This is a genomic window from Vibrio rotiferianus, from assembly GCF_002214395.1.
Taxonomy (GTDB): domain Bacteria; phylum Pseudomonadota; class Gammaproteobacteria; order Enterobacterales; family Vibrionaceae; genus Vibrio; species Vibrio rotiferianus.
On sequence record NZ_CP018312.1, the window covers coordinates 127,035 to 153,553 of the forward strand.

21 protein-coding genes are annotated in these 26,519 nt (G+C 45.7%); 14 read left to right on the forward strand and 7 right to left on the reverse strand.

Translation table 11 applies throughout. The features are described from left to right. Positions 1–76: 76 nt before the first annotated feature. Entirely contained in the window at positions 77–397 is a 321-nt protein-coding gene (gene metJ, locus BSZ04_RS09630; RefSeq protein WP_005432736.1) for a met regulon transcriptional regulator MetJ, read from the reverse strand. Positions 398–626: 229 nt separating this feature from the next. On the opposite strand from metJ, the gene BSZ04_RS09635 reads away from it, so the two are divergent. From BSZ04_RS09635 to metF, 3 genes are all read left to right on the forward strand, one after another. After that, positions 627–1,787 (forward strand): O-succinylhomoserine (thiol)-lyase, encoded by a 1,161-nt coding sequence (locus tag BSZ04_RS09635; protein ID WP_010443944.1) that lies wholly within the window; start codon positions 627–629, stop codon positions 1,785–1,787. A 16-nt stretch (positions 1,788–1,803) separates the two neighbouring features. Then, positions 1,804–4,212 carry a bifunctional aspartate kinase/homoserine dehydrogenase II gene (locus BSZ04_RS09640; RefSeq protein ID WP_088880293.1) on the forward strand — a complete coding sequence of 803 codons (2,409 nt, stop codon included), beginning with the start codon at positions 1,804–1,806 and terminating at the stop codon, positions 4,210–4,212. Between the two features lie 271 nt (positions 4,213–4,483). Then, positions 4,484–5,386, forward strand: coding sequence for a methylenetetrahydrofolate reductase (gene metF, locus BSZ04_RS09645; RefSeq protein ID WP_005432740.1), 903 nt, complete (start codon positions 4,484–4,486; stop codon positions 5,384–5,386). A 70-nt stretch (positions 5,387–5,456) separates the two neighbouring features. Here metF and BSZ04_RS25490 read toward each other — a convergent pair whose 3' ends face one another. The 3 genes from BSZ04_RS25490 to argE form a co-directional block, all read right to left on the reverse strand. Next, positions 5,457–5,996 carry a PadR family transcriptional regulator gene (locus BSZ04_RS25490; protein WP_010443942.1) on the reverse strand — a complete coding sequence of 180 codons (540 nt, stop codon included), beginning with the start codon at positions 5,994–5,996 and terminating at the stop codon, positions 5,457–5,459. A gap of 435 nt (positions 5,997–6,431) precedes the next feature. After that, the gene (gene ppc / locus BSZ04_RS09655) at positions 6,432–9,065 is read right to left on the reverse strand and encodes a phosphoenolpyruvate carboxylase (protein WP_071236463.1); all 2,634 of its coding nucleotides are present in this window, start codon (positions 9,063–9,065) and stop codon (positions 6,432–6,434) included. A gap of 278 nt (positions 9,066–9,343) precedes the next feature. Continuing rightward, complete coding sequence (gene argE, locus BSZ04_RS09660; RefSeq protein ID WP_088880294.1) at positions 9,344–10,480, reverse strand: acetylornithine deacetylase; 1,137 nt, start codon at positions 10,478–10,480, stop codon at positions 9,344–9,346. A 144-nt stretch (positions 10,481–10,624) separates the two neighbouring features. Here argE and argC point away from each other — a divergent pair, with 144 nt between their 5' ends. The 4 genes from argC to argH all read left to right on the forward strand — a co-directional run bounded on the left by argC (position 10,625) and on the right by argH (position 15,873). Beyond that, complete coding sequence (argC, locus tag BSZ04_RS09665) at positions 10,625–11,629, forward strand: N-acetyl-gamma-glutamyl-phosphate reductase (RefSeq protein WP_088880295.1); 1,005 nt, start codon at positions 10,625–10,627, stop codon at positions 11,627–11,629. A gap of 21 nt (positions 11,630–11,650) precedes the next feature. Then, on the forward strand, positions 11,651–12,442 hold the full coding sequence (gene argB, locus BSZ04_RS09670) for an acetylglutamate kinase (protein WP_088880296.1): 792 nt from the start codon (positions 11,651–11,653) through the stop codon (positions 12,440–12,442). 90 nt (positions 12,443–12,532) lie between these two features. Next, complete coding sequence (locus tag BSZ04_RS09675; protein WP_088880297.1) at positions 12,533–13,747, forward strand: argininosuccinate synthase; 1,215 nt, start codon at positions 12,533–12,535, stop codon at positions 13,745–13,747. A gap of 251 nt (positions 13,748–13,998) precedes the next feature. After that, entirely contained in the window at positions 13,999–15,873 is a 1,875-nt protein-coding gene (gene argH, locus BSZ04_RS09680; protein WP_088880298.1) for an argininosuccinate lyase, read from the forward strand. 153 nt (positions 15,874–16,026) lie between these two features. Here argH and BSZ04_RS09685 read toward each other — a convergent pair whose 3' ends face one another. Together BSZ04_RS09685 and BSZ04_RS09695 are read right to left on the reverse strand one after the other, a co-directional pair. Next, the gene (locus tag BSZ04_RS09685; protein WP_088880299.1) at positions 16,027–16,308 is read right to left on the reverse strand and encodes a DUF3624 domain-containing protein; all 282 of its coding nucleotides are present in this window, start codon (positions 16,306–16,308) and stop codon (positions 16,027–16,029) included. A gap of 452 nt (positions 16,309–16,760) precedes the next feature. Then, positions 16,761–17,489, reverse strand: a complete 729-nt coding sequence (locus BSZ04_RS09695; RefSeq protein ID WP_010443933.1) for a redoxin family protein — start codon at positions 17,487–17,489, stop codon at positions 16,761–16,763. A 174-nt stretch (positions 17,490–17,663) separates the two neighbouring features. On the opposite strand from BSZ04_RS09695, the gene oxyR reads away from it, so the two are divergent. Beyond that, positions 17,664–18,572 (forward strand): DNA-binding transcriptional regulator OxyR, encoded by a 909-nt coding sequence (gene oxyR / locus BSZ04_RS09700; protein ID WP_010443932.1) that lies wholly within the window; start codon positions 17,664–17,666, stop codon positions 18,570–18,572. Positions 18,573–18,650: 78 nt separating this feature from the next. On the opposite strand, the gene BSZ04_RS09705 is transcribed toward oxyR, so the two are convergent. After that, positions 18,651–21,218, reverse strand: a complete 2,568-nt coding sequence (locus BSZ04_RS09705; protein ID WP_088880300.1) for a penicillin-binding protein 1A — start codon at positions 21,216–21,218, stop codon at positions 18,651–18,653. A gap of 140 nt (positions 21,219–21,358) precedes the next feature. Here BSZ04_RS09705 and pilM point away from each other — a divergent pair, with 140 nt between their 5' ends. The 6 genes from pilM (at position 21,359) to aroK (ending at position 26,512) form a co-directional block, all read left to right on the forward strand. Further along, complete coding sequence (gene pilM / locus BSZ04_RS09710) at positions 21,359–22,375, forward strand: type IV pilus assembly protein PilM (protein WP_088880301.1); 1,017 nt, start codon at positions 21,359–21,361, stop codon at positions 22,373–22,375. Then, positions 22,359–22,946, forward strand: coding sequence for a PilN domain-containing protein (locus BSZ04_RS09715; protein WP_088880302.1), 588 nt, complete (start codon positions 22,359–22,361; stop codon positions 22,944–22,946). The genes pilM and BSZ04_RS09715 overlap by 17 nt, the downstream gene beginning before the upstream one ends. Continuing rightward, entirely contained in the window at positions 22,939–23,532 is a 594-nt protein-coding gene (locus BSZ04_RS09720) for a type IV pilus inner membrane component PilO (protein WP_088880303.1), read from the forward strand. Before BSZ04_RS09715 ends, BSZ04_RS09720 begins: the two co-directional genes overlap by 8 nt. Further along, on the forward strand, positions 23,522–24,034 hold the full coding sequence (locus BSZ04_RS09725) for a pilus assembly protein PilP (RefSeq protein ID WP_088880304.1): 513 nt from the start codon (positions 23,522–23,524) through the stop codon (positions 24,032–24,034). The genes BSZ04_RS09720 and BSZ04_RS09725 overlap by 11 nt, the downstream gene beginning before the upstream one ends. Positions 24,035–24,071: 37 nt before the next feature. Further along, positions 24,072–25,805, forward strand: a complete 1,734-nt coding sequence (locus tag BSZ04_RS09730) for a type IV pilus secretin PilQ (protein ID WP_088880305.1) — start codon at positions 24,072–24,074, stop codon at positions 25,803–25,805. 188 nt (positions 25,806–25,993) lie between these two features. Continuing rightward, complete coding sequence (gene aroK, locus BSZ04_RS09735; RefSeq protein WP_010443904.1) at positions 25,994–26,512, forward strand: shikimate kinase AroK; 519 nt, start codon at positions 25,994–25,996, stop codon at positions 26,510–26,512. Positions 26,513–26,519 lie beyond the last annotated feature (7 nt).

The window sequence follows — 26,519 nt, forward strand, 5'->3', positions numbered from 1 at the left end:
GCAGTAGCGTCCCTTTTTAGTTTGCTCTGAAGCTACCCCCGGCGTAGCGTCATCATGCTAACGAATTTGTAAGCAATTATTCTTCGTCAAACGCTTCGAATTCGATGCCCATAGCCGTCATCAGCGCTTTCGCTTCTGTAGGAATATCATCTGGACGGTCTTTACGAAGGTCTTCGTCAGTTGGCAGTGGTTGACCTGTGTACGCATGTAGGAACGCTTCACATAGTAGTTCACTGTTAGTTGCATGGCGTAAGTTGTTGATCTGACGGCGAGTTCGCTCATCAGTCAGCACCTTTAAAACTTTTAGCGGGATAGAGACGGTAATCTTTTTTACTTGTTCGCTTTTTTTACCGTGCTCAGCATACGGGCTAATGTATTCGCCATTCCAGTCAGCCATTGCGCACCTTCATTAATGTAATAAGTTAGAAAAATAAATATAGGTGCTGATTTTAGCTGCATTTACCGCCATAAGCAAAGACATATAGACGTCTAGAAGTGTTGACGTCTCATTTTTAGACAAGTAAAGTGAGGTTAATAGTCAGGGAAGAGTATTAATCAAGTGAGCAGCATAAGCTAGATATAGCGCATTCCCATTTAGATGTCACCACCCGTGAAAGGATACACCCATGAGCACCCGTAAGCCTGCGACCATTGCTGTACGCACTGGTATCGAGTCAGACAGTCAATACCACGCTGTTGTACCACCAATCTACCTTTCTACTAACTATGGATTCCCTGCATTTGGTGAAGTTCCACAGTACGATTACACCCGTTCCGGTAACCCAAACCGAGGTCTGCTGGAGAAAGCGCTATATGAACTTGAATCAGGTAAAGGTGCGGTTGTCACTAACTGCGGTACGTCGGCATTAAACCTTTGGGTATCGGCATTTCTTGGTCCTGATGACTTAATTGTGGCGCCACACGATTGCTACGGGGGGACCTATCGTCTGTTCAATACTCGAGCAAGCAAAGGTGATTTTAAAGTTCTGTTTGTCGACCAATCGGATCAGCAAGCTCTGGATGCTGCGATTGCTAAAAAGCCAAAGCTTGTCTTACTAGAAACACCGTCTAACCCGCTCGTGCGCGTGGTCGATATTGCGGCAGTATGCGAGAAAGCGAAGCAGGTAGGCGCATTAGTCGCAGTGGATAATACCTTTTTGACACCTGTGTACCAAAAGCCTTTAGATCTAGGTGCGGACTTTGTTATCCACTCAACGACGAAGTACATTAATGGTCACTCTGACGTGATTGGTGGTGTGGTGATCACTAAAAGCGAAGAGCATGCTGAAGAGTTGGCATGGTGGGGCAACTGCATTGGTGCAACGGGTACACCATTTGATAGCTACATGACGCTTAGAGGAATTCGTACGTTGGGTGCACGAATGCGAGTTCACGAAGAAAGCTCTCAGCAAGTGTTGACGTATTTACAAACGCAATCTTTGGTGGCGAAGATTTATCATCCAAGTTTGCCAGAGCATCCGGGTCACGACATCGCGAAAAAACAACAATCAGGTTTTGGTTCAATGCTGAGCTTTGAGTTTGCTGGCTCATTTGAGCAGCTAAAAGTGTTTGTTAAAGAACTTGAACTCTTCTCTCTTGCAGAGTCGCTAGGCGGGGTAGAAAGCTTGATCTGCCACCCAGCTTCAATGACGCATCGTGCGATGGGTGAAGAAGCACTGGCTGAAGCAGGTGTCTCTGAGCAGTTGCTACGGTTATCTGTTGGCTTGGAAGATGCGCAGGATCTGATTACCGATCTTGAGCAAGCATTCGCGAAAGCAGCACAGTAGTTGGGAGAGGAAGGTCATGAGTGTACAACGTCAGCTGCATAAATTTGGCGGCAGCAGCTTAGCGAACCCAGAATGCTACCAGCGCGTGGTGAGTATTCTTAAAGAGTATTCGGCAGAAAATGACTTGGTGGTGGTCTCTGCGGCAGGGAAAACCACCAATCGCTTGATCGAGTTTTTAGAAGGCTTAGATAAAGACGGTCGCATTGCCCATGAAGCGTTGCAGAGCTTGCGACAGTTCCAAACTGAATTGGTAGAAGCTTTACTAGAAGGTGAAGTGCAAGCGCAACTGCTTGCTTCTCTTCAAGATGAATTCAGTACCCTAGCAGAGTTAACTGCGCCACTTACAGAGGCGCAAAAAGCAGCAGTGCTTGGGCATGGTGAAGTATGGTCGTCACGCTTACTGGCTGCACTGTTATCACAACAGGATCTTCCTGCGGTAGCGCAAGATTCTCGCGCCTTTTTACGCGCAGAAGCTGGAACACAGCCAGAAGTTGACCGAGCTCGCTCTTATGCATTGATCAAAGAAGCATTGACTCAACACAACCATAAACGCGTAATCATCACCGGATTTATGGCACAAAACGAAGCTGGTGAGACGGTACTGCTGGGGCGTAATGGCTCTGACTATTCAGCAACGGTGATTGGTGCATTGGCTGAGGTAAACACAGTGACCATCTGGAGCGATGTTGCTGGCGTTTACAGTGCAGACCCACGTTTAGTGTCGGATGCTTGCTTGTTGCCGCTGCTGCGTTTAGATGAGGCGAGTGAACTTGCGCGTTTGGCTGCGCCAGTGCTGCACAGTCGTACACTACAGCCTGTTGCTCAAAGCACGATGGATTTGAACCTCAAATGCAGCTATCAACCGGAATCAGGTTCAACGCGTATTGAGCGCGTATTGGCTTCAGGTCGCGGTGCTAAAATCATTACGTCTCTTGATGAAGTGTTGTTGGTTCAACTGTCTTTTATCCACGGTCACGACTTTGAGCGTGCGCAGAAAGAAGTATTGCAAGCCTTAAAGCGTGCCCAACTAGAGCCATTGGCGTTTGAAGCGCAAGAGGATCAGCAAACCTTGCGCTTGGCCTACACCGCTGAGATTGCAGGCGGCGCATTAGCTTATCTGCAAGAGTTAGCCGTTGAAGCAGAGATCAAACTCAAAGAAGGCTACTCACTGCTGGCTGCCGTCGGTGCTGGCGTGACAAAAAACGCAAATCACTGCTTTGGTTTTTACCAACAGCTAAAGCATTCACCGGTGGAGTTTATTTCTGAGGCGGAATCTGGCTTGAGCTTGGTCGCGGTGTTACGCCGCGCAGAAGTGGAAGGATTAGTGCAAAGTATTCATAGCCAACTGTTTCAAGCACAGAAGCGTGTCGCTGTCGCCTTGTGCGGTAAAGGCAACATTGGCTCAAGTTGGTTAGCGCTGTTTTCTGAGCAAAAAGAAGAGCTCGAAAAACGTCACGGTATGAGCTTTGAGCTAGTGGCAGTGGTCGATAGCCAGACTTATTGGTTCGATGAAAATGGTATCGATGCAGCAACAGTTGCCCAGCGTTTTAATGATGAGAGTATCGAGAATGATGATAAGTGGTTAACTAAGCTTGGTGCGATTCAGAATTTTGATGAAGCGGTGGTGCTTGATGTCACCGCCAGTAAAGATTTAGCGGCACGTTATGTGGAGATCGCGCAACAAGGTATTCATCTTATCTCGGCGAACAAAGTGGCCGGCTCAGCTGGTAGTCAGTACTACCATCAAGTACAAGACGCTTTTGTTAAGATTGGTCGCCACTGGCTGTACAATGCCACCGTTGGTGCAGGGCTGCCGATAAACCATACCGTTCGAGATTTGCGTGAAAGTGGTGATGATATCGTCGCCCTATCAGGCATCTTCTCTGGTACGTTATCGTGGTTATTCCAGCAGTTTGATGGCTCAGTGCCGTTCGCTGAACTGGTCGATTTAGCATGGCAACAAGGTTTGACTGAACCCGACCCTCGCTCTGATTTAGATGGATCTGACGTGATGCGTAAACTGGTTATCCTCGCTCGCGAATCAGGTTTAGATATTGAGCCGGAGAACGTGAGAGTGGAATCACTTGTACCGGAGGAATTGCGAGAATTGAGCTTGGATGCGTTCTTTGATCATGGCGATATACTAAGTGAGATTCTGCAAGAGCGTCTGACCAAAGCGCAGAAAAACGATCAAGTGTTGCGTTATGTCGCGCGTTTAGAGCGTAATGGCAAAGCAACGGTGGGTGTTGAAGCATTATCACGCGAGCACGCACTGGCGAACTTGCTGCCGTGTGACAACATCTTCGCTATCGAGAGTAAATGGTACAAAGACAACCCATTAGTGATTCGTGGTCCAGGTGCAGGGCGTGAAGTGACCGCTGGGGCGATTCAATCAGACCTGAATCGCTTGGCAGGTTTGTTCTAATCTAACCAAACCAATTTTTGCGAACGACAACAAAACCTCGGACTATCTCCGGGGTTTTTTATTATTTTGATAATGCCATACTGAATAGGAAATTTCGGCTAAGGATTAGCCGCACAGCAACTTGAACTATCCTCATTATGAACTTGAAAAAAATTCATAATCACAAGGTTGACATTAAATCGTATTCAATACATTCTGTAGACATATAGACGTCTAAACGTCGATTTAAGGAATTTTGATTTCGTGGTGGAGTTGCCACAGGGAGAGTAAGATGGGATATACGCATGCAGGGCACATTGATGCCTTAAACCAGAACATCGCTGAACTATCAGATAATATCAACGTCTCATTTGAGTTTTTTCCACCAAGCAGTGAGAAGATGGAAGAAACACTGTGGAACTCAGTACATCGTCTTAAAACTCTTCAACCAAAATTCGTTTCTGTAACGTACGGCGCAAACTCAGGCGAGCGTGACAGAACTCACTCAATCATTAAAGAAATCAAAGCGGCGACCGGCCTTGTGGCTGCACCCCACCTAACGTGTATCGATGCAACTCGTGATGAGTTGATCGATATTGCTGATGATTACTGGAATAACGGTATCAAAAACATCGTTGCTTTACGTGGTGACATTCCACCAGGTGGTGGTGCGCCAGATATGTACGCATCGGACTTGGTAGAGTTGCTTAAAGCGCGTCATGATTTTGATATCTCAGTGGCGGCATTCCCAGAAGTACATCCAGAAGCGAAAAGCGCCCAATCGGATCTTCTTAACCTAAAACGTAAAGTGGATGCAGGTGCTAACCGCGCGATTACTCAGTTCTTTTTTGATGTGGAGTCTTACCTGCGTTTCCGTGACCGCTGTGTTGCGGCAGGTATCGATGTAGAAATTGTTCCGGGCATCTTGCCGGTTTCAAACTTCAAGCAAGCCTCTCGCTTTGCGGCGCAGAACAATGTGAAAGTACCAGGTTGGATGAGCAAGCAGTTTGAAGGCTTGGATGATGACCCTGTGACACGCCAGCTCGTTGGTGCTAGCCAAGCGATTGATATGGTGCGTGTACTAAGCCGTGAAGGGGTGAAAGATTTCCACTTCTATACGCTTAACCGTGCAGAGATGACTTATGCGTTATGCCATACTCTAGGTGTACGTCCACAAGTGGCTGTTGGCGCTTAACACACTTTCCCAGGTAGACAAAAGGCTTGCCCATCGGCAAGCCTTTTTCGTTTCAATTTAAGTGACAGAATTAGCCGATCACTTCAAGTTCAGTCAGTACTTCTTCCGCCCAGTTAATCCACGCTTCACGTAGCATTAGATTACGACGAAGTGTTAGACGTTCTAGACGCGCTTGTTTGTCTAGCGTTGATGGTGTTGCGTAGTACGCTGCTTCGATTTCTTTGTAGTGAGAAACCAGCTTACGAGATTCTTCTACAAGCTCAGAAAGTTGATCACGGAACGGTGCCGCAGGTTGTACTGCACAAGCGATCAGTTTCGCAGAGAATTCGTCACGTACCGTTGGGTGTGCTGTTGGTTGATCAAACCACTCTCCCAGCGCGCTGCGGCCAGCGTCAGTGATTGAGTAAACCTTGCGGTCTGGTTTGCCTTCTTGAGGTTCTAATACGCAAGTAACCAGTTCTTTCTCAGCCATTTTGTTTAGTTCACGGTAAACTTGTTGGTGACTTGCTTTCCAGAAGTAACCGATGCTAGCTGAGAATTCTTTAGTGATGTCGTAACCGGTAGCGTCGCGAGTGCTAAGTACAGTTAAGATTACGTGTGGTAATGACATGTCTTCAATCCAAATGGTCAATAAACTTGTAAACAAGCTATCTACACTTTCAGTTGCGTTCTTAATGACGCTTGAGTTTTTTAATGTGTAAATAGCACCAACAATGTTGGTCCTGTCACCTTAAAGCCGTTTATCACCTAGAGTGATGGGGTGCCCATCGAGCTGGAGCTTATTTGATTGGACTTGTGAGCTTCCAGCAGGCAAGTAGTATATAAATAATAAGCATGAAGTGGAATACTAGGACAAAATTACCCAAAAAAACTAATAAAATACTCAATAGTGTTTTTTGGTAGTGTTTTGTTTTGTAATGCTGGGACTTTTTGTTTTTTCTTTGGAGTTATTTACTGGTTATTTCTTGTTCTGAGAGTGAAAGTGATTGGTGGGTAATAATAAAGGCTGAGCTTTCGCTCAGCCTTTTGGTTTTTTCTGCGTAGTTTAACCAGTGTTACGCATACCTGCTGCGATACCAGCAATCGTCACCATTAGGGCTTCTTCCAAGTTTGCAGAAGGTTCCTCAGTTTGGCGAGTTCGGTACAGCAACTCAGCTTGAAGCATGTTCAATGGCTCAACGTAGATGTTACGTAGACGGATGGATTCAAGACCCCAAGGGTCACTCTGCATTAAGTTCTCGTTGTTTTCTACATTCAGAACGGACTTGATGTCTTGCTGAAGTTGATCACGCAGACGGTCACCCAATGGCAACAGCTGACTTTCAACTAAGCGTTGATCATAGTAGCGGGAGATATCCATGTTGCACTTGGTGTAAACCATCTCGAGCATACCTAAGCGAGTAGAGAAAAATGGCCATTCACGACACATCTCTTCCAGTAACGCCTGGTGGCCTTTGTCTACAGAGTACTGAATGGCTTCACCAGCACCTAACCACGCAGGCAGAACCAAACGGTTTTGACTCCAAGAGAAGATCCACGGAATCGCACGTAAGCTTTCTACACCTCCGTTTGGATTACGTTTCGCTGGACGAGAACCCAGAGGTAGTTTGCCCAACTCTAGTTCAGGTGTTGTTTGGCGGAAGTAAGGGACGAAATCAGGCTCACCGCGAACGACGTTACGGTACGCTTCACAGCTGACTTCAGACAGGACATCCATTAGGTCACGCCACTCTTGCTTAGGCTCTGGTGGCGGCAGTAGGTTCGCTTCTAGAATAGCACTTGCATACAGATTGAAGCTGTTTACCGCAACATCTGGTAGGCCAAGCTTAAAGCGAATCATCTCGCCTTGTTCTGTTACACGCAGACCACCTTTTAAACTCTTAGGTGGCTGAGACAGTAGTGCAGCATGTGCTGGAGCACCACCGCGACCAATCGTACCGCCACGGCCATGGAATAGCGTCAGTTCAACGCCTTCTTCTTCTGCAACCTTAACCAGTGAATCCATCGCGTGGTATTGAGCCCAGCCCGCCGACATTACACCTGCATCTTTTGCAGAGTCAGAGTAGCCGATCATCACCATTTGGTGATTCTGGATAAAGCCACGGTACAGGTCGATGCCCATCAGCTGTTTGATAACGGCTTCCGCGTTGTTCAAGTCGTCTAGCGTTTCGAACAATGGACACACGTCCATGCGGTAAGGACAGCCCGCTTCTTGCAGCAGTAGGTGTACGGCAAGTACGTCAGAAGCGGTACGCGCCATTGAGATAACATAAGCACCAAATGCTTCACGAGGCTGCGCAGCAACAATCTTACAGGTATCTAAAACCTCTTTAACTGGTTCTGATGGTTCCCAGTCTCGAGGCAGAAGAGGGCGTTTAGAGGCCAGTTCGTTTGTTAGGAAAGCAACCTTGTCTTGCTCGCTCCACTGCTCGTAGTCACCAATGCCTAGGTAACGAGTCAGTTCAGACAGTACATCTGCGTGGCGAGTGCTTTCTTGGCGAATATCGAGGCGAACCAGGTGAATACCAAATGCTTTAACGCGGCGCAGTGTATCCAGCAGTGAGCCATTAGCAATCACGCCCATACCACATTCGTTTAGTGATTGATAACACGCGTAAAGTGGTTCCCAAAGCTGTTCTACTTTCTGTAGTGGAGCTTTGACTGCCAGTTTTTGGCCGTTGACTTTCGCGTCGAGAATGTCTTTGGTTTCGTTTAGTAGTGAACGTAGCTGTTTTAAAATCGCACGGTATGGTTCGTGCTGATCGTCACCGGCAAGCTCACGAACCTTGTCGTTGCAAACGGTCATCGACAGTTCGCTGATCAGCTCGTTGATGTCGTTGAGGTAAAGGTCAGCTGCCTTCCAACGAGACAGCAGTAATACTTCGCGAGTTATGCTGTGGGTTACAAATGGGTTACCGTCGCGGTCACCACCCATCCAAGATGAGAAGTGCACTGGGCGAGCATCAATTGGTAGACCTTCGCCTAGGTAAGACTTCAAGCGGTCATTCATTTCACGTAGGAAGTCAGGTACCGCTTCCCATAGTGAGTTTTCTACTACCGCAAAGCCCCATTTTGCTTCATCAAGCGGTGTTGGGCGTTGTTGACGAATGACGTCAGAGTGCCAGCTTTGCACGATAAGTTGTTCAAGGCGACGCTCGGTTTTCTTACGTTCTTTGAAAGAGAGATCGCTTAGCTCTAGCTTAGATAAGCACTCGTTGATCTTAACCAGTTTATTGATCATGGTACGACGAGTGATCTCGGTAGGGTGCGCCGTTAGAACCAGTTCAATGTTCAGGTCGCGAACCGCTTGTGCCGTGTCTAACTTGCTCACATCATTTTGCACCAGCTTTGAGAACAGCGAGTTAATTGCGTCAGGTTCGCAGATATGCTCTTCACAGTGGCGTGAGATGGTATGGTATTGCTCAGCAATATTAGTCAGGTTTAGAAATTGGTTGAACGCGCGGGTAACAGGCGTCAATTGCTCATCGGGTAAGCTTTTAATTTCTTCAATTAAGCTTTCTCTGTCAGCATTATTTCCAGCTTGGGCTGATTTGGATAATTTACGAATGGTTTCCACTTTCTCGAAGATTTCTTCGCCATGGGCATCACGAATTGTGTTGCCCAGAAGGTGGCCCAACATGCGCACATTGCTTTTAAGTGCGGCGTATTTCTCGTTCATTGTCATCCTGCCTCGTAAAAAAACTACATCCATTGTCCTTGTTAAGACTCCAATCTAGCGAAAATCACCAGTTCTAGTCAAATAAAGCAGAGTAAGTTTGCAATTATTCCGCTGCTGACCTGATTTAGAGCAAAATTAGGCCAGCTTATCTCAGTAGAAGTGAAAATTAATTACAAAATGGCCGTTAAAAGAAGGGAATAGCGTGCTAGAAGAATAGTGGTAAAGAGAACAAAATGCAGCTCAATCGAGCTGCATTGTGAAGCGAGTACAGAATGCGACTAGCAACAATATTTTACCATTGCGCGTGATAGCACATCGATGGTTGGGTCGATAAAGTCGAAAGATAGGAATTCATCCGGTTGATGGGCTTGGTCAATAGAACCAGGGCCGAGAACCAGCGTTGGACACAACTGTTGAAGGAAAGGCGCTTCAGTACAGTAGTTAACGGTTTCTGAGCTGGTTTGGCATATTTCTTCCACACCTCCGATAAATGGGTGGTCATGTTGGCATTCGTAACCCGGAATTGGCTCGTGCAGGGGAATAATCTCTAATCGCCCTGGCCATTTCGCTTCGACTTCTTTTAATGCGCCACGCAGCATGTTCTCCAAACCATCAAGACTGATCCCAGGAAGAGGGCGCACGTCGTAATGCAGTTCACAACAACCACAAATGCGGTTTGCGCTGTCACCACCATGAATATGACCAAGGTTTAGGGTAGGGCTTGGAATGGCAAAACCCGGATGGTGATATTCTTTTACTAGCTTGTCACGCAGTTGCATCATAGCAAACATGACTTCATGCATGATTTCAATGGCGTTGACGCCGAGCGCTGGATCGGATGAGTGACCGGATTTGCCGGTTACGCGAATGGCATTTGCCACATGCCCTTTGTGACCACGAATGGGTACAAGGCTGGTGGGTTCACCAATGATGCAGTAGTCCGGTTTAAAAGGCGCATTCTCAGTAAAATGACGCGCACCCAGCATGGTGGTTTCTTCATCACAGGTCGCTAATACATAAATTGGCTTGTTCTGCTTACTCCAATCGACTTTCTTTACCGCTTCATAAATAAAGGCAAAGAAGCCTTTCATATCGGCCGTACCTAAACCGTAAAAGCGGTTGTCTTTCTCGGTCAGCTTATGTGGTTCAAAACTCCAGCGTCCTTCATCAAATGGCACGGTATCGCTGTGACCAGCTAGAAGTAGACCGCCTTCACCTTCGCCCATACGTGCGATCATATTGTGTTTGCCTGGTTCCACTTCGATCACTTCAACGCTGAAGCCAAGATCTTTAAACCAAGAAGCTAGCTTCTCGATCACTTTGGCATTGCCTTGATCCCAACTTGGATCGGTTGAGCTGATCGAAGAGGTGCTGATCAGTCCTTCATAGACCTCTAGAAAACTTGGTAATTGCATGGATTCTTCAATTCTCCTATTGACAGACAGAGCACAAAAATGTAAAACACATATTAAATCATATTTAATGAATAAAAAATCAAAATAAAGCAAAAATTAAATATGAATAGTCATTTTGAGCTTTAAGTATATGGATGTCATGTAATGCTAAAAACCACGATTATCGGAGCCAGCGGCTACACCGGCGCAGAGTTGGCTTTAATGGTCAACAAACACCCTGAACTCACGCTATCAGGTTTATACGTTTCCGCCAATAGCGTAGATGCAGGAAAGAATATTGCTCAATTGCACGGCAAGTTAGCGGGTGTGATTGATATGCCAGTTTCACCTCTGACTGACCCTGAGCAAGTCGCTCAAGTGTCTGATGTGGTCTTTCTGGCCACAGCACATGAAGTAAGCCACGACTTGGCTCCTCTCTTTTTAGAGGCGGGATGTCAGGTATTCGATTTATCGGGGGCATTCCGTGTGAAAAGCGAAGGCTTCTACGACACCTTTTATGGCTTCGAGCATCAACATAATAACTGGCTAGATAAAGCGGCATACGGCTTAGCAGAGTGGAACCAAGAATCAATAAAAACCACTCCTTTGATTGCAGTCGCAGGTTGCTACCCAACCGCTTCACAGCTCGCAATCAAACCTTTATTAGAACATGCGTTACTGGATACCAACCAATGGCCTGTGATCAACGCAACCAGCGGTGTATCAGGTGCTGGGCGCAAAGCCTCTATGGTTAACAGTTACTGCGAAGTGAGCCTGCAACCTTATGGTGTCTTTAACCATCGTCACCAACCAGAGATTGCTCAGCACTTAGGTTGCGATGTGATTTTCACGCCACACCTAGGCAACTTTAAGCGCGGTATTCTTGCAACGATCACTATGAAGTTGACGCAAGGTGTGACGGAAGCACAAGTAGCACAAGCATTCGAACAAGCTTACCAAGGAAAACCAGCGGTTCGCCTTAAAGGTGATGGTATTCCACGTATTCAGGATGTTGAAAATACGCCTTTCTGCGATATCGGCTGGAAGGTACAAGGCGAACACATCATTGTGATTTCGGCGATCGACAACCTACTTAAAGGTGCATCGAGTCAAGCGATGCAATGTCTCAATATTCATTACGGTTACCCAGAACTGACAGCGTTGCTGTAGTCGTTGAAAGAGGGAAATGCGATGACGCAAACCAATCAAGCTCCTTTAGTCATTAAGCTCGGTGGTGCAGCTCTATCTTGCACTAAAACCTTAAGCCAACTGTTTGCTGCCATTGCGGCTTACCAAAAGTCGGCGCAGCGACAAATCGCCATCGTTCATGGCGGTGGCTATCTAGTTGATGAGTTGATGGCAAAGCTTCAGCTTGAAACCGTAAAGAAAAACGGTCTACGCGTAACACCTTACGATCAAATTCCTGTGATTGCGGGCGCGCTTGCTGGTACCGCGAACAAGATACTGCAAGGGCAAGCAATTTCTGATGGCCTGAATGCGGTGGGCCTTAGCCTTGCTGATGGTGGTTTATGTCATATTGAAGAGCTTGACCCAGAACTAGGAGCTGTCGGCAAAGCATCACCGGGTGATTCAACCCTATTACAAGCGGTGCTAAACGCAGGTGCACTGCCGATCATCAGCTCAATTGGTCTGACTGAAAAAGGTCAGATGATGAATGTGAATGCGGACCAAGCTGCGGTTGCAGTAGCGGGCGCACTAGATGCGGAGTTGGTGCTTCTGTCTGATGTTAGCGGTGTACTCGATGGCAAAGGTCACCTGATCAATACGCTATCCGAGCAAGAAGCCGATGCATTGATCAAAGGGCAAGTGATCACCGACGGCATGATCGTCAAAGTTAAAGCCGCTTTGGAGGCAGCCAATGATCTTGGTCGTCCTATCGAAGTTGCGACATGGCGTTACCCAGAGAAACTGACCCAGCTATTCGCGGGTGAAAGTATTGGCACGCAGTTTCTGCCGCAATAAAGCAGAAGCAAAACAGTTAAAGAATTCAACATTAGGAAGTGGTTGGCACTGACCGCCGAGAGCAGCGCCAGTTAAGTTTGGAGAAAAAACATGAGCAAAGTGAACGTAAATAAAGTGGTAGTCGCATACTCAGGCGGTCTAGATACTTCAGTAATCATCCCGTGGCTAAAAGAGAACTACGATTGTGAAGTAGTGGCTTTCGTTGCCGATGTTGGTCAAGGTGAAGAAGAGCTAGAAGGCATTGAAGCAAAAGCAAAAGCTTCTGGTGCCTCTGAGTGCTACATCGCTGACCTGAAAGAAGAAATGGTCGCAGATTACATTTACCCGACGCTAAAAACGGGCGCTTACTACGAAGGTAAATACCTACTAGGTACATCAATGGCGCGTCCAATTATTGCCAAAGCGCAGGTTGAAGTCGCACGTAAAGTGGGTGCTGACGCTCTGTGTCATGGCTGTACCGGTAAAGGTAACGACCAAGTACGTTTTGAAGGTGCATTTGCAGCGCTAGCACCAGATCTGCGTGTTATTGCACCTTGGCGTGAGTGGGATCTAGTGAGCCGTGAAGAATGTCTGGATTACCTAGCAGAGCGCAATATCCCTTGTACGGCTTCTCTTACTAAGATCTACTCGCGTGATGCGAACGCATGGCACATTTCTACTGAAGGTGGCGTTCTAGAAGATACATGGAATGCGCCAAATGAAGATTGCTGGGCTTGGACTGTAGACCCAGAGCAAGCACCGAATGAAGCTGAAACCGTGACGTTGAAAGTCGTCAAAGGTGAAGTTGTTGAGGTGGACGGCGAGGCGATGACACCATACAACGCGTTGGTTTATCTAAACGAGAAAGGTGCGAAGCACGGTGTTGGCCGTATCGATATCGTAGAAAACCGTTTAGTGGGTATGAAGTCTCGTGGTTGCTACGAAACTCCGGGTGGTACCATCATGATGGAAGCGCTACGTGCAGTAGAGCAACTTGTGCTAGACAAAGCGTCGTTTGAATTCCGCGAGGAGCTTGGTCTGAAAGCATCGCACCTTGTTTATGATGGTCGTTGGTTCACGCCGCTATGTAAGTCTATTCTTGCGGCTTCTGAAGAGCTCGCGCAAGACGTGAATGGCGAAGTGGTTGTGAAGCTTTACAAAGGTCACGCAACAGTAACGCAAAAACGTTCGGATAACAGTTTGTACTCTGAAGAGTTTGCTACTTTTGGTGAAGATGAAGTTTATGACCAAAGCCATGCTGAAGGCTTTATCCGTCTGTACTCGCTATCTAGCCGTATTCGTGCGTTGAACAGTCAGAAAAAATAAGCCAATTTAACGTCTTATGAAGTAAAAGACCTGCCCATTTTCGGCAGGTCTTTTTTGTTGTTGCTAACCTCAGAGACATAAAGATAAAATAATCATGAATAAATATGTAAAAATATTGAATTTCTACTTTATTTTTATCTGCGATTATCGTAACGTTGGGGCATAAGAAAAAGTGAGCAAATGACCACCGATTTGGTCAACACTTAATGAGTAACACGTTAGCGTAAGCAATAGTCATCAGGAGAGACGCAATGGCATTATGGGGCGGAAGATTTACCCAAGCGGCAGACACCAGATTTAAAGACTTCAACGATTCGTTGCGTTTCGATTACCGATTGGCTGAGCAAGACATCGTAGGCTCAATTGCGTGGTCTAAAGCATTGCTGTCGGTTGACGTGTTATCTGCAGATGAACAACAAAAGCTTGAATTGGCACTGAATGAACTCAAGCTTGAAGTGATGGAAGACCCACATCAAATCCTGCGCTCAGATGCGGAAGATATCCACTCTTGGGTCGAGCAGCAGTTGATCAACAAAGTCGGCGACCTAGGTAAAAAACTCCATACTGGACGTTCTCGTAACGACCAAGTGGCAACCGATCTCAAGCTTTGGTGTCGTCAGCAAGGTCAACAACTGTTGATTGCACTTGATCGCCTACAAACTCAGATGGTCAATGTTGCCAAGCAGCATCAAGGCACTGTTCTTCCGGGGTACACTCACTTACAACGCGCTCAGCCTGTGACATTTGCTCACTGGTGTTTGGCTTATGTTGAAATGTTTGAACGCGATTACTCACGCCTGAACGATGCGTTAAAGCGCTTGGATACGTGTCCGCTCGGTTCTGGCGCACTTGCTGGTACCGCTTATCCAATCGATCGTGAAGAGTTGGCTCATAACCTTGGTTTCCATCGTGCAACACGTAACTCGTTGGACTCGGTTTCTGACCGTGACCATGTGATGGAGTTGATGTCTGTGGCGTCTATCTCAATGTTGCACCTATCTCGTTTGGCAGAAGACATGATCTTCTACAATTCGGGTGAATCTAACTTTATTGAATTAGCCGATACGGTAACGTCAGGTTCTTCGCTGATGCCACAGAAGAAAAACCCAGATGCACTCGAGCTTATTCGTGGTAAGACTGGCCGTGTATACGGCGCGCTTGCTGGCATGATGATGACAGTGAAAGCGCTGCCACTGGCTTACAACAAAGACATGCAGGAAGACAAAGAAGGTCTGTTCGATGCGCTTGATACATGGAATGACTGCATGGAAATGGCGGCTCTGTGTTTCGATGGTATCAAGGTTAACGGTGAGCGCACGTTAGAAGCTGCGAAGCAAGGTTACGCAAACTCGACTGAACTGGCGGATTACCTAGTAGCGAAAGGCATCCCATTCCGTGAAGCGCACCATATCGTCGGTGTTGCTGTGGTTGGTGCAATTGCCAAAGGCTGTGCGTTAGAAGAGTTGTCGATTGAAGAATTGAAATCCTTCTCTGAAGTGATTGAGGCGGATGTATATGACATCTTGACCATCGATTCATGCCTTGAGAAACGTTGTGCGCTTGGTGGCGTGTCGCCGCAGCAAGTGGCTTATGCGGTCGACCAAGCAGACAAGCGCCTGTCTCAACGTGATACTTCAGCAGTCAAAGTACGCCCTGCACGTCTGACAGATATCGAAACGCTGGAAGGCATGGTGGCGTATTGGGCAAATATGGGCGAGAACCTACCACGCTCACGCAATGAGTTGGTACGTGATATTGGCTCCTTTGCAGTGGCTGAACACCATGGTGAGGTAACGGGTTGTGCTTCTCTGTACGTGTACGATTCTGGTCTCGCTGAGGTTCGCTCATTAGGTATTGAAGCAGGGTGGCAAGGTCAGGGACAGGGCAGTGCGATAGTGAACTATCTAGTTGATAAGGCGCGTCAGATGGCGATTAAGAAAGTGTTTGTGCTGACACGTACGCCTGAGTTCTTTATGAAGCAAAGCTTCTTACCAACCTCGAAGTCGTTGCTTCCGGAGAAAGTACTGAAAGATTGCGATCAGTGTCCACGTCAGCATGCGTGTGACGAGGTGGCACTAGAGATCAACTTGTTTGAGCAATTGATCCAAAAAAGCAATGTGGCCTAGGTTAATGATTCTATGAGTATTTAAGAAAATACTAAAAAAACAGGAAAAAATTTGGAACCTTTAGGAGGAAGCTAGGTCTATTAAAGTACCACTGCTTTTTCTTAGAAGAATCTAAGAGAGCCCCAAAACCGGTATTGGTTTTGGGGCTTTTTTCTATCTGTCATCTGAGCGATGCTCATCCTTACTTTGTTTTCTACGACGACGCTGCCACGGAAATATAACGAAGCGCATCCAAAGGTGTAAAAACAGCAAGCCATTAAACGCAAAGCCCGCAAAGATCAGCGCGATCGACTCAATACTCTGTGGATCATCTTTAAACGCAAACCACCATACGATCCAGCATAGGACCGATAATACCGTCAGTTGATCCATACATCGTTGGCAACGACCGATCTTTTTCCAAAACCAATGCTCTTGGCAACTGCGACAAGCCATTGTTCTATCCATACTACCTATTTGTCCCTGATTATAACCCTAACTCACGTTTTAGGTTTTCTTTGTCTGGCTTTAGTATCGCGTCTATCAAACCAAAAATGGAAAATTAGCTTGGTGAAACGTGTGTAGCACGTAATTGGTGTATGGTGCGCCGTCAGCCAGACAATAGGAAAATAATAATGTCGACAGAACTTAAAGTAGCACTAGGCCTTGCTGGTGGTTTCTTCACAATTGGTTTTACCGCTATTGTGCTTGTTAGCCGTTACGCAATGATGACTGCATAACCACCACTCTATTGATTCTTGAATTGATAAGTTTGGATTAAGAAAGCCTCGTGTATAACGAGGCTTTTTGTTTACAGGGGGATGGCCTCCCGGGCGAGGGATGCACCGAGAGGCCGAGGGCTGAGTTATGGACAGCTAGATTGCCAACCCAGCCCGTTAGGCAAATTATTAACCTAGGTAAGCTTCTAGTTCTTCGCTACCGCCGATGTGTTTACCACCGATGAAGACTTGAGGAACCGTTGTACGGCCAGAGATTGCACGTAGGCTTACGGTTGTTGCGTCTTTACCCAAAATCACTTCTTCATATTGAAGATCGTGGTCAATCAGATTTTGCTTCGCTTTCATGCAGAAAGGACAGCCTGGTTTAGTGAACACAGTGATCGATTCTTGAGTTTTGTACTCAGGTGCAACGTAGTTCATCATCGTGTCTGCATCAGATACTTTGAACGGGTCGCCTGGCTCGTTTGGTTCGATGAACATTTTCTCGACCACGCCGTTTTTCACTAGCATGCTGTAACGCCATGAACGCTTGCCGAAGCCGATGTCGTTTTTGTCTACTAGCATACCCATGCCATCTGTGAACTCACCGTTACCATCTGGAATAAAGGTGATGTTTTCTGCTTCTTGGTCAGCTTTCCATGCGTTCATCACAAACGTATCGTTGACTGATACACATAGAATTTCATCCACGCCGTGTTCTTTGAATACTGAGAACAACTCGTTGTAACGAGGTAGGTGGCTCGACGAACACGTCGGAGTAAACGCACCTGGCAAGCTGAATACGATAACCGTTCTGTCTTTAAACAGTTCATCCGTGGTTACGTTCACCCATGCGTCACCTTTACGAGTCGGAAAAGTAACTTGTGGTACAGCTTGACCTTCTTTTGATGCAAACATGATGATTTCCTTTTTAAATCTATGAAATAATTCGTTTTCGAGCTTAGCGTTATTTGTCGCTCAGTTTCGTTTTGTTGAGCTCATTATTGAAAAAAAACTTTGATAGCTCTAATCGTTTAATGCTATGGTTTTGATAGATTATTTCTATCGCCAAACAAGAAGCGAATCGTACGTATGAATATCCGAGATTTTGAGTACTTGGTGGCGCTTGCGGAGCACAAGCATTTTCGAAAAGCTGCGGAAGCCTGCTTTGTTAGTCAGCCAACCTTAAGCGGCCAGATTCGTAAGTTGGAAGACGAATTAGGTACAGCGTTGCTAGAAAGAAGCAGCCGTCGCGTGCTGTTTACTGATTCTGGTTTGCAACTGGTGGAGCAAGCAAAACGCATCTTAAGTGAAGTGAAAACCTTTAAAGATATGGCGAGTGGTCAAAGTGGTGCCATGACTGGCCCAATGCACATTGGCTTTATCCCAACTGTCGGCCCTTATCTCTTACCTAAAATCGTTCCTCATCTTAAAGAAGAGTTTCCAGACTTAGAGCTGTTCTTACATGAAGCTCAAACTCATCAGTTGGTTCGCCAATTGGAAGAAGGTAAGCTTGATTGTCTTGTTTTAGCTTCAGTCGATGAAACAGCACCGTTCAAAGAGATTGAGGTCTATAACGAGCCGCTAAGTGTTGCAGTGCCTTGTGATCACGAATGGGCTGGTCTTGATCATATCGAAATGCTCGATCTGAACGGTAAAACGGTATTGGCGTTGGGCGATGGTCATTGCTTACGCGACCAAGCACTTGGCTTCTGTTTTGCTGCTGGTGCAAAAGATGATGAACGCTTTAAAGCAACTAGCTTAGAAACGTTGCGTAACATGGTGGCTGCAGGTGCAGGCATTACGTTACTACCACAGCTATCTGTGCCGCATGAGAAGAAGAAAGATGGCGTATGTTACGTTCCTGCTGTCAATCCAACACCTTCGCGCAGTATCGTATTGGTTTATCGTCCTGGTTCGCCGTTGCGAGCGCGTTTCGAAGCATTAGCTGCGACAATTAAGAATATTCTTGAAGCAAAGCAAAGCTCTATTGCAGCCTAAGTTTTTGCTTTAATCAGATAATCCAGATAAACAAAAGGGAGCTCAATGGCTCCCTTTTTTCATATCACTAATTCGATATTAGAACAGCTCTTCTGAACTTCCACCACCAGAGTAGATGCTATCTTCTAGGCTGTTACCGACGTATTCAGTAGGCTCAGTGCCTTTCTCGAAGTACTCGAACATGGATGAACCGTCGACTTTATGCGTCAATAGGCCGCTATCGCGGTCGATACGCACACGAACGATATCATCTGGAATAGACTTACCTTGCTGTGGTACACCATCGAGCGCTACGTGCATGAAGTCAATCCAAGCTGGTTCTGCGGTTTTCGCTCCGGATTCAGCGCCAGATATTTGTCCTTTTCCAAGGTTGCTGTTTACTGTCGTTCGACCTAGTGTACGAGAGTGGTCATCGAAACCAACCCACGCAATTGCCACAATCCCAGGGCCGTAGCCGTTGTACCAAGTGTCTTTCGAATCATTGGTGGTTCCTGTCTTACCCCCAATATCGCGACGATCCAGTTTCTGTGCACGCCAACCAGTACCATTCCAGCCTGTGCCGTCACGCCAGCTACCTCCACCCCATATATTGCTGTACATCATCTCACGCATTAGAAATGCGTTTTGCGCTGAGATCACTTGCTTCGCGTATTGTGGAGTGTCGTTTTCTAGTGCGTTGTCTGGTGCAATGCTATCTGCTGTGACATCTTGCTCGCCAAATTCAGCGACAAACTTATCTTCTGCAGGAGCCTGCTCATCCATTTGAGGACAGTTGTGCTGGCAGATCACTTTCGGATTTGCTTTAAATACCACTTCACCGAATGAATCTTCTACGTGATCAACATAAAACGGTTCTACGTAGTAACCACCGTTGGCAAACACGGAGTAGCCTTGTGCAACTTTCATTGGTGTTAAGCTACCAGCACCCAGAGCGATGGTCTCAGAGCGTGGTACTTCATCAATATCAAAACCAAAGCGCGTTAGGTATTCACGAGTTTCGTCTAAGCCAACTTCACGCAGAGTACGTACTGCCATGACGTTCTTTGATTGAGCTAGGCCGATACGTAGGCGAGTAGGGCCGATGTAAGTCGGTGGTGAGTTCTTTGGACGCCATGCTGAACCAGAACCTGCATCCCATTTATTGATCGGTGCGTCGTTGACCAAAGAGGCAAGGGTTAGACCTTTGTTGATTGCGGCTGAGTAGATGAAAGGTTTGATACTTGAACCTACTTGGCGCACTGACATAGTCGCACGGTTAAACTTGCTGTGAACAAAGTTAAAGCCACCAACCAGAGAAAGCACAGCACCGTTTTCTGGGTTCATGGCCACAAATGCTGTGTTTGCACTTGGCACTTGGCTTAGTTTCCAGCTATGGGTAGTGTTACCTTCTTTATCTGTAGTGCTGATTTCACGAACCCAGACTTGTTGGCCTGATTCTAAAATCTGTTTCGCTGATTTTGGTACAGCGCCTTGGCGTTCATCGGTCAGATATTTACGTGCCCAGTTCATACCTGTCCAAGCGATGGTTTGTTCATCGTTGTTCTTCACCCAAACCTGTGCAGTTTTGTCGTCAACTTCGGTGACAACCGCTGGGTACAGTTGGCCGTATGTTGGCTGTTTCTTTAGATGTTTTTCAATCTGCTCAGTATCCCAAGAGCTTTCGCCTTCTTTCCATAGCACCTTCTCAGCACCGCGGTAGCCGTGACGTTCATCGTAAGCAAGGATGTTGTTGATTGAGGCTTTGTTGGCAGCGTCTTGCAGTTTTGAATCTACCGTCATGTAGATGTTTAGTCCTGAAGTATAAGCCTTTTCTTCACCGTACTCTTTTACCGCCCATGAGCGTGCTAGCTCTGCAACATATGGGGCAGAAAGCTCAATCTCGGCACTGTGGTAACGGGCCACAATTGGCTCTGAGCGCGCTTCGTCATATTGCTCTTGAGTAATGTATTTTTCATCCAGCATACGCATCAAAACGACATTTCGACGCTTAGTAGCACGGTCTAGAGAATATAGAGGGTTCATTGTCGAAGGTGCTTTAGGCATGCCTGCTAGCGTGGCGATTTCACTTAGGCTTAACTCATTTAAGCTCTTGCCAAAGTAAACCTGTGCCGCAGCGCCAAAGCCATAAGAGCGATAACCTAGGAAGATCTTGTTGACATATAGCTCCATGATTTCTTGTTTAGAAAGAAGTTGCTCAATGTGAATTGCTATAAATATCTCTTTGATTTTACGCATGATTTTCTTCTCATTAGATAAGAAGAAGTTACGTGCTAGCTGCTGGGTAATGGTACTTGCACCTTGTTTAGCTGAGCCTGATAGAGCAACAACAACAGCGGCACGAGTAATACCGATCGGATCAATACCAGGGTGCTCATAGAAACGGCTATCTTCAGTTGCAATCAGCGCATGAATGAGATCCTGAGGAATCTCATCGTAAGTTACAGGAATGCGACGCTTTTCGCCAAACTGTGCGATCAGCTTCCCGTCCTGACTATAAACTTGCATAGGTGTTTGTAATTCAACATTTTTTAGTGTGGCCACGTCTGGTAATTCTGGTTTTACATATTGATAAAAACCAAAAATAGTGGTCACTCCAAGAATTATGCAAATCAATGTTAATAAAAATAAACGCTTTATGAACTTCACCGGAGAATCCCTGATTGGTTGAGGCTGTATAACTATAAACCCTTGTACTCTAGGTCAAAAAATTAGCAACAGAGGTATTAACTCTTATTTGGATGCTAATAACAACCTTTGCACGAAGAAAATTCGGAGCGAGAGTCTACATGGATAAGTTAATAGTTACTGGCATTGATATTACTCATCGCAGCCTCAAAGCCGTAATACTAAAACCAACAGGGAAGAGCTTTTCCCTGCTTGGCTATAAAGAAATTGTACTAAACGGCGACATTGTCGCTGAAAACCAACTCATAAATCATCAAGAAATTGTAAATACCCTAAAAGAGATAAAAAAGTCGCTACCACTATTTCATCGAAAAGTAGCGATAGCTGTACCGGACAGTGCTGTTATCTCAAAGGTTTTGCCGTTGGACTGTGACTTAGAAGAGAGCGAAATTGAGTTTGCAGTGGCACAAGCCTTTTCTCTTCAATCTCCCATTCCTATAGATGAGCTGAGTTTGGATTATGTCCCTTGTGATGGGGGCACTATGACTAAGAATAGGCAATATCAGGTCTTTGCGACGAGAAAGGAATTAGTAGATAGCCGAGTTAAGCTGTTGGAAAAAGTAGGATTAAAACCTGCAGTAGTTGATGTGCATGCTCAGGTCGCGGGAGAAGTATGGCAATTAGCTGCTGAGGCCAACCCTGAAAACAACAGTTTTTGCCTTGTAGAAGTAAGAGAGCGTGATGGTTCGATAACGATGTTTAATACAGAAGGAGAGTTGTTTCATAAAGAGTTTACGTGGAGCCCTTCTGAGCCATTAGTTCAAGATAGCAATTTCTCTGAAGGAGGAGAGGCTGAAATAAAAGCTACCGATCACTTTAATCAAGACGTTGCCAAAAACATTCAAAGGCAGCTTCAGCTTTACTCTTCTGTATCGGGCTCAAATGACGTACAAGGCCTTTGGTTATCAGGCTCAAGGGCATCAACACCAATGCTATTAGAAACGCTCTCCACTTGCTTAGGTATTCGTTGTGAGATTCTTAATATATTCGAACATTTCGAAATTCAGCTCTCACCAAGGCGCCGTAGGGATTTAGATTGGCACCGGTTCACTACGGCGGCAGGTATTGCTGTCAGAGCAATAAAGTGCTTGAGGAGGGGGAATGCTTCAACCCGTTAATTTACTCCCTTGGAGAGAACAGAAAAGAGAGGTCCACCGTCGTCGGTTCTTGGTTTTGATTCTATTTGCTTTGGTAGCCACATTCAGTGTGCAGATGGGAATTAAGCAGTACTTTTCTTATCAGCAACAACAGCAACAAGACCGATTGGATTATCTTGAGCTTTACATGGCTGATTTAGACAAGCGTATTGAGGAAATGAAAATTGCTGAGCAGGAGCACAGCAAAATTCTTACACGTCTAAAAGAGGTGGAAGGTTTACAACTGGGAAGGAATAAAACGACGGAGTTTATGAGCTTGTTACCTAATACCATTCCGTCGGGGGTTTATGTCGACAAAATTAAAATGGATGACCTTTCCGTAGAGATAAGTGGGATAAGCGATAGCACCTCACGGTTAGCAACCATGCTTGACAGAATGGAAAAATCCTCAGAATTGATGGATGTGGAAATGCATTCCATTGTTCATGGCAAAGCTCGCTTTGGAAAGGAATTTCAAACTTTCAGAGTCTCGTTTCTGTTAAAGCCAAGTGAGCATTTGACTGTGGGTTTGGGTGGTAAGCAATATGAGTAACTGGCAAGACTTAGAACTAGATGAAATTCTAGATTGGCCAATTGTTCCACAAATATTTGTCATTATTGTTTTTGCCTTTTTATTGCAAGGCATGGGGTATTGGTTTTTCCTCAAGTCTGAAGGGGAGAGGCTTGAGCAATTGGTCGAAGAAGAGCGTCGGCTTAAAGTTATGTTGAAGAGCAAAGCCAATAAGGTTGCTGCATTACCTCAATTGCAATCCCAACTTGATGAGTTAACGACACGTTACGAGTATTTGCTCCAACAACTCCCTGCTCAAAAGGAGCTCGCCACTATGCTGGCTTCTGTCAATGAACTTGGGATAGACAACAACCTTACTTTCGCACGGATTGATTGGGGGGAGAAACAACCTGAGCGTTTCTTATATCGTTTGCCATTAAACATTGAGTTGACAGGGAGTTACCATGACATCGGTCGTTTTTCCCAAGCGATAGCGACGCTACCTCGAATCATTACCTTCCAAGATGTTACCTGGCAAAGAGTCAGTCAAGAAAGTGAGACCCTACATTTTAGAGTGAAAGCGAGCACATTCCAATTTAATCCAGAGGAAACAAATGATGAGGGCTAATGCTGGGTTAATGCTTGTTTGTGTGTCGCTTGTTGGTTGCCAGGCAAATAATGACTCTTTATCTGACTATATACGCCAGATTGAAAGTGAAGCTCGTATTGATGTCGCAAAGCTAAAACCTGAGAGAAAGTTTCTTGTCGCACCGTACTCACCTCAATCAAAGAGAGAGCCTTTTGCTTTACCTGAAGAAGCGACTATCGCATCACAGCCAGTCGCTCGTAACGATTGCTGGCAGCCATCAAAACGTAAACGAAGTAGCAAGCTAGAGCGCTTTCCTTTGAACCAATTGAGGCTTAAGGGGGTGATGGGTATGGGGAGTAGTGTTTCTGGGTTAGTTCAAGCACCAAATGGGACCGTCTATAAAGTTCATGCTGGTCAGTATATTGGGCAGAACAATGGCAAAGTCACCCATGTATCGCATTCATATCTGTTGATAAACGAAACTTTACCCGATGGTTTAGGTTGCTGGCAAAAGCGCAAGGTTAAGTTGGCTTTGAGATGAGTTATATCGCGTTGATTACAAGAATTGAGTAAGTGGAATGAAACAAGGAAATACATTGAGATACAGGAAGTTATTAGAACTCTTATGGTTGTGTGGACTACTATTGTTTCCCCCAGCTGTTTGGGCTGAGGAGTCTCAGTCTAACGCCCTGAGAAGTATTGATTTCAGAAGTAACAAAAATAAAGAGGCGGTCATTGTTGTTGAGCTCGCATCGCCTGCCGCTATCGTTGATGTAAAACGAGTTCAAGAAGGGTTGAGTATCGACCTTCTTAATACGTCTGTGAAAGATGATCAACTTTACCTTCTCGATGTCAAAGACTTTGCAACTGCCGTCGATAGTGTTGAAGTCTTCCGTGATGCTGCAACAACTCGGTTATTGGCGCACATTGAAGGGGACTATACACATGATTACAGGCTTACTGGGCGATATCTCGAAGTCAAAGTTGCACGCTTAAAACCGAATGAAAAGGTGCCAGATAAAAGTATCCTTGAGAAGGAAGGCAAGCTCATCTCTATTAACTTTCAAGATATACCGGTAAGAAATGTCTTGCAGTTGATCGCTGACTACAACGATTTTAATTTGGTGGTCTCGGATTCTGTTGAGGGTAACTTAACGTTACGCCTGGATGGTGTGCCATGGCAGCAGGTACTAGACATTATTCTACAGGTTAAGGGACTTGATAAACGCGTTGATGGCAACGTTATTTTAGTCGCACCAAAAGAAGAACTGGACTTACGTGAAAAGCAGCAATTGGAGAAGCAAAAATTAGAAGAGGAAATTGGAGAGCTAGCATCAGAAATCATTAAAGTAAATTTTGCAAAAGCTTCGGATATTGCGGAGATGATTAATGGTGAAGGGAATATTAGTATGCTTTCCAATCGAGGTAGTATGACAATCGATGAGCGCACTAACTCTCTGCTTATTCGTGAGCTGCCAGAGAATATCGAAGTAATACGTGACATCGTAGAGTCACTAGATATACCCGTCAAGCAGGTTCAAATAGAGGCCAGAATTGTAACCGTGAATGAAGGTAACCTTGATGAACTTGGTGTTCGCTGGGGCTTTAGTTCCATAAATGGTAACAACATGGTAGGTGGTTCGATTGAGAACAATCTTGCTGCTATTGGCCTTTATGACGAAGGTGGTGATAATGAAGATGGTAATACCGTTGGTATTGATGATTTCTTAAATGTAAACCTAGCGGCGACTTCGCCTAGCGCAACGAGTATTGCCTTTCAAGTTGCTAAGTTGGGCTCTGATACGCTGTTAGATCTGGAGCTTTCCGCTCTACAACAAGAATCTAAGGCTGAAATCATCTCAAGTCCGCGTTTGGTAACGACAAACAAAAAGCCTGCCTATATTGAGCAAGGTACAGAAATTCCTTATCTCGAAGCATCGTCCAGCGGGGCGACTTCCATCACTTTCAAAAAAGCAGTATTAAGTCTAAAAGTCACGCCACAAATAACCCCAGACAATCGTTTAGTTCTCGATCTGAGTGTAACCCAAGATCGTTTAGGTAAGGTTGTCAAAACAGGTACTGGGGAAGCCGTTGCAATTGATACGCAGCGCATAGGAACTCAAGTATTAGTCAATAATGGTGAAACCGTCGTTTTAGGTGGAATATTTCAGCACAATGTGACTAATACTGTGGACAAGGTTCCTCTGCTTGGAGATCTCCCATTGCTAGGGGCGTTATTTCGCAGAAGTTATGAAAATGTGGGTAAGAGTGAGCTACTGATCTTTGTTACACCTAAGGTAGTAGTTCAGTGAGCAATTCACAGATAAAAGGCGATCAGATCAAAAATAAAGTTGCATTAGAGGCACCATGCTTGGATAATTTCGGGTCTTATCACGAATTATCTGTGAGGAATTGGTGCCACAAGCCTTGTATAACAGCGGTTTAGCTGTGTTTTCTTGTGGCGATCTTATTGAATTAACGTTGTAAATTACCGCTAAATATGGCTGAGAAACGTAATATTTTCCTTGTTGGCCCAATGGGCGCCGGCAAAAGTACAATTGGTAGACACCTAGCACAGCAACTGCATATGGAGTTTGTGGACTCTGATACAGTGATCGAAGAACGCACGGGTGCAGATATCGCTTGGGTTTTTGATGTTGAAGGTGAAGAAGGCTTCCGCAAACGCGAAGAAGCTGTACTTGAAGACCTAACTCAAGAGCAAGGCATCGTGCTAGCAACGGGCGGTGGCTCTGTAAAGAGCAAAGAAAACCGCAACCGTCTTTCAGCACGTGGTGTTGTTGTTTACCTAGAAACAACTATTGAAAAGCAACTTGCTCGCACAAACCGCGACAAGAAGCGTCCTCTACTTCAAACTGACAACCCTCGTGAAGTATTGGAAAGTTTGGCAGGCGAACGTAACCCTCTATACGAAGAAGTAGCGGATTACACAGTTCGTACTGACGATCAGAGTGCAAAAGTGGTAGCCAACCAGATCGTAAAAATGCTAGAAGAGAGATAAGCATTTA

Coding starts and splice junctions, on each gene's coding strand:
- metJ (WP_005432736.1), bottom strand. CDS start 397: ATGGCTGACTGGAATGGCGAATACATTAGCCCGTATGCTGAGCACGGT.
- BSZ04_RS09635 (WP_010443944.1), top strand. CDS start 627: ATGAGCACCCGTAAGCCTGCGACCATTGCTGTACGCACTGGTATCGAG.
- BSZ04_RS09640 (WP_088880293.1), top strand. CDS start 1,804: ATGAGTGTACAACGTCAGCTGCATAAATTTGGCGGCAGCAGCTTAGCG.
- metF (WP_005432740.1), top strand. CDS start 4,484: ATGGGATATACGCATGCAGGGCACATTGATGCCTTAAACCAGAACATC.
- BSZ04_RS25490 (WP_010443942.1), bottom strand. CDS start 5,996: ATGTCATTACCACACGTAATCTTAACTGTACTTAGCACTCGCGACGCT.
- ppc (WP_071236463.1), bottom strand. CDS start 9,065: ATGAACGAGAAATACGCCGCACTTAAAAGCAATGTGCGCATGTTGGGC.
- argE (WP_088880294.1), bottom strand. CDS start 10,480: ATGCAATTACCAAGTTTTCTAGAGGTCTATGAAGGACTGATCAGCACC.
- argC (WP_088880295.1), top strand. CDS start 10,625: ATGCTAAAAACCACGATTATCGGAGCCAGCGGCTACACCGGCGCAGAG.
- argB (WP_088880296.1), top strand. CDS start 11,651: ATGACGCAAACCAATCAAGCTCCTTTAGTCATTAAGCTCGGTGGTGCA.
- BSZ04_RS09675 (WP_088880297.1), top strand. CDS start 12,533: ATGAGCAAAGTGAACGTAAATAAAGTGGTAGTCGCATACTCAGGCGGT.
- argH (WP_088880298.1), top strand. CDS start 13,999: ATGGCATTATGGGGCGGAAGATTTACCCAAGCGGCAGACACCAGATTT.
- BSZ04_RS09685 (WP_088880299.1), bottom strand. CDS start 16,308: ATGGCTTGTCGCAGTTGCCAAGAGCATTGGTTTTGGAAAAAGATCGGT.
- BSZ04_RS09695 (WP_010443933.1), bottom strand. CDS start 17,489: ATGTTTGCATCAAAAGAAGGTCAAGCTGTACCACAAGTTACTTTTCCG.
- oxyR (WP_010443932.1), top strand. CDS start 17,664: ATGAATATCCGAGATTTTGAGTACTTGGTGGCGCTTGCGGAGCACAAG.
- pilM (WP_088880301.1), top strand. CDS start 21,359: ATGGATAAGTTAATAGTTACTGGCATTGATATTACTCATCGCAGCCTC.
- BSZ04_RS09715 (WP_088880302.1), top strand. CDS start 22,359: ATGCTTCAACCCGTTAATTTACTCCCTTGGAGAGAACAGAAAAGAGAG.
- BSZ04_RS09720 (WP_088880303.1), top strand. CDS start 22,939: ATGAGTAACTGGCAAGACTTAGAACTAGATGAAATTCTAGATTGGCCA.
- BSZ04_RS09725 (WP_088880304.1), top strand. CDS start 23,522: ATGAGGGCTAATGCTGGGTTAATGCTTGTTTGTGTGTCGCTTGTTGGT.
- BSZ04_RS09730 (WP_088880305.1), top strand. CDS start 24,072: ATGAAACAAGGAAATACATTGAGATACAGGAAGTTATTAGAACTCTTA.
- aroK (WP_010443904.1), top strand. CDS start 25,994: ATGGCTGAGAAACGTAATATTTTCCTTGTTGGCCCAATGGGCGCCGGC.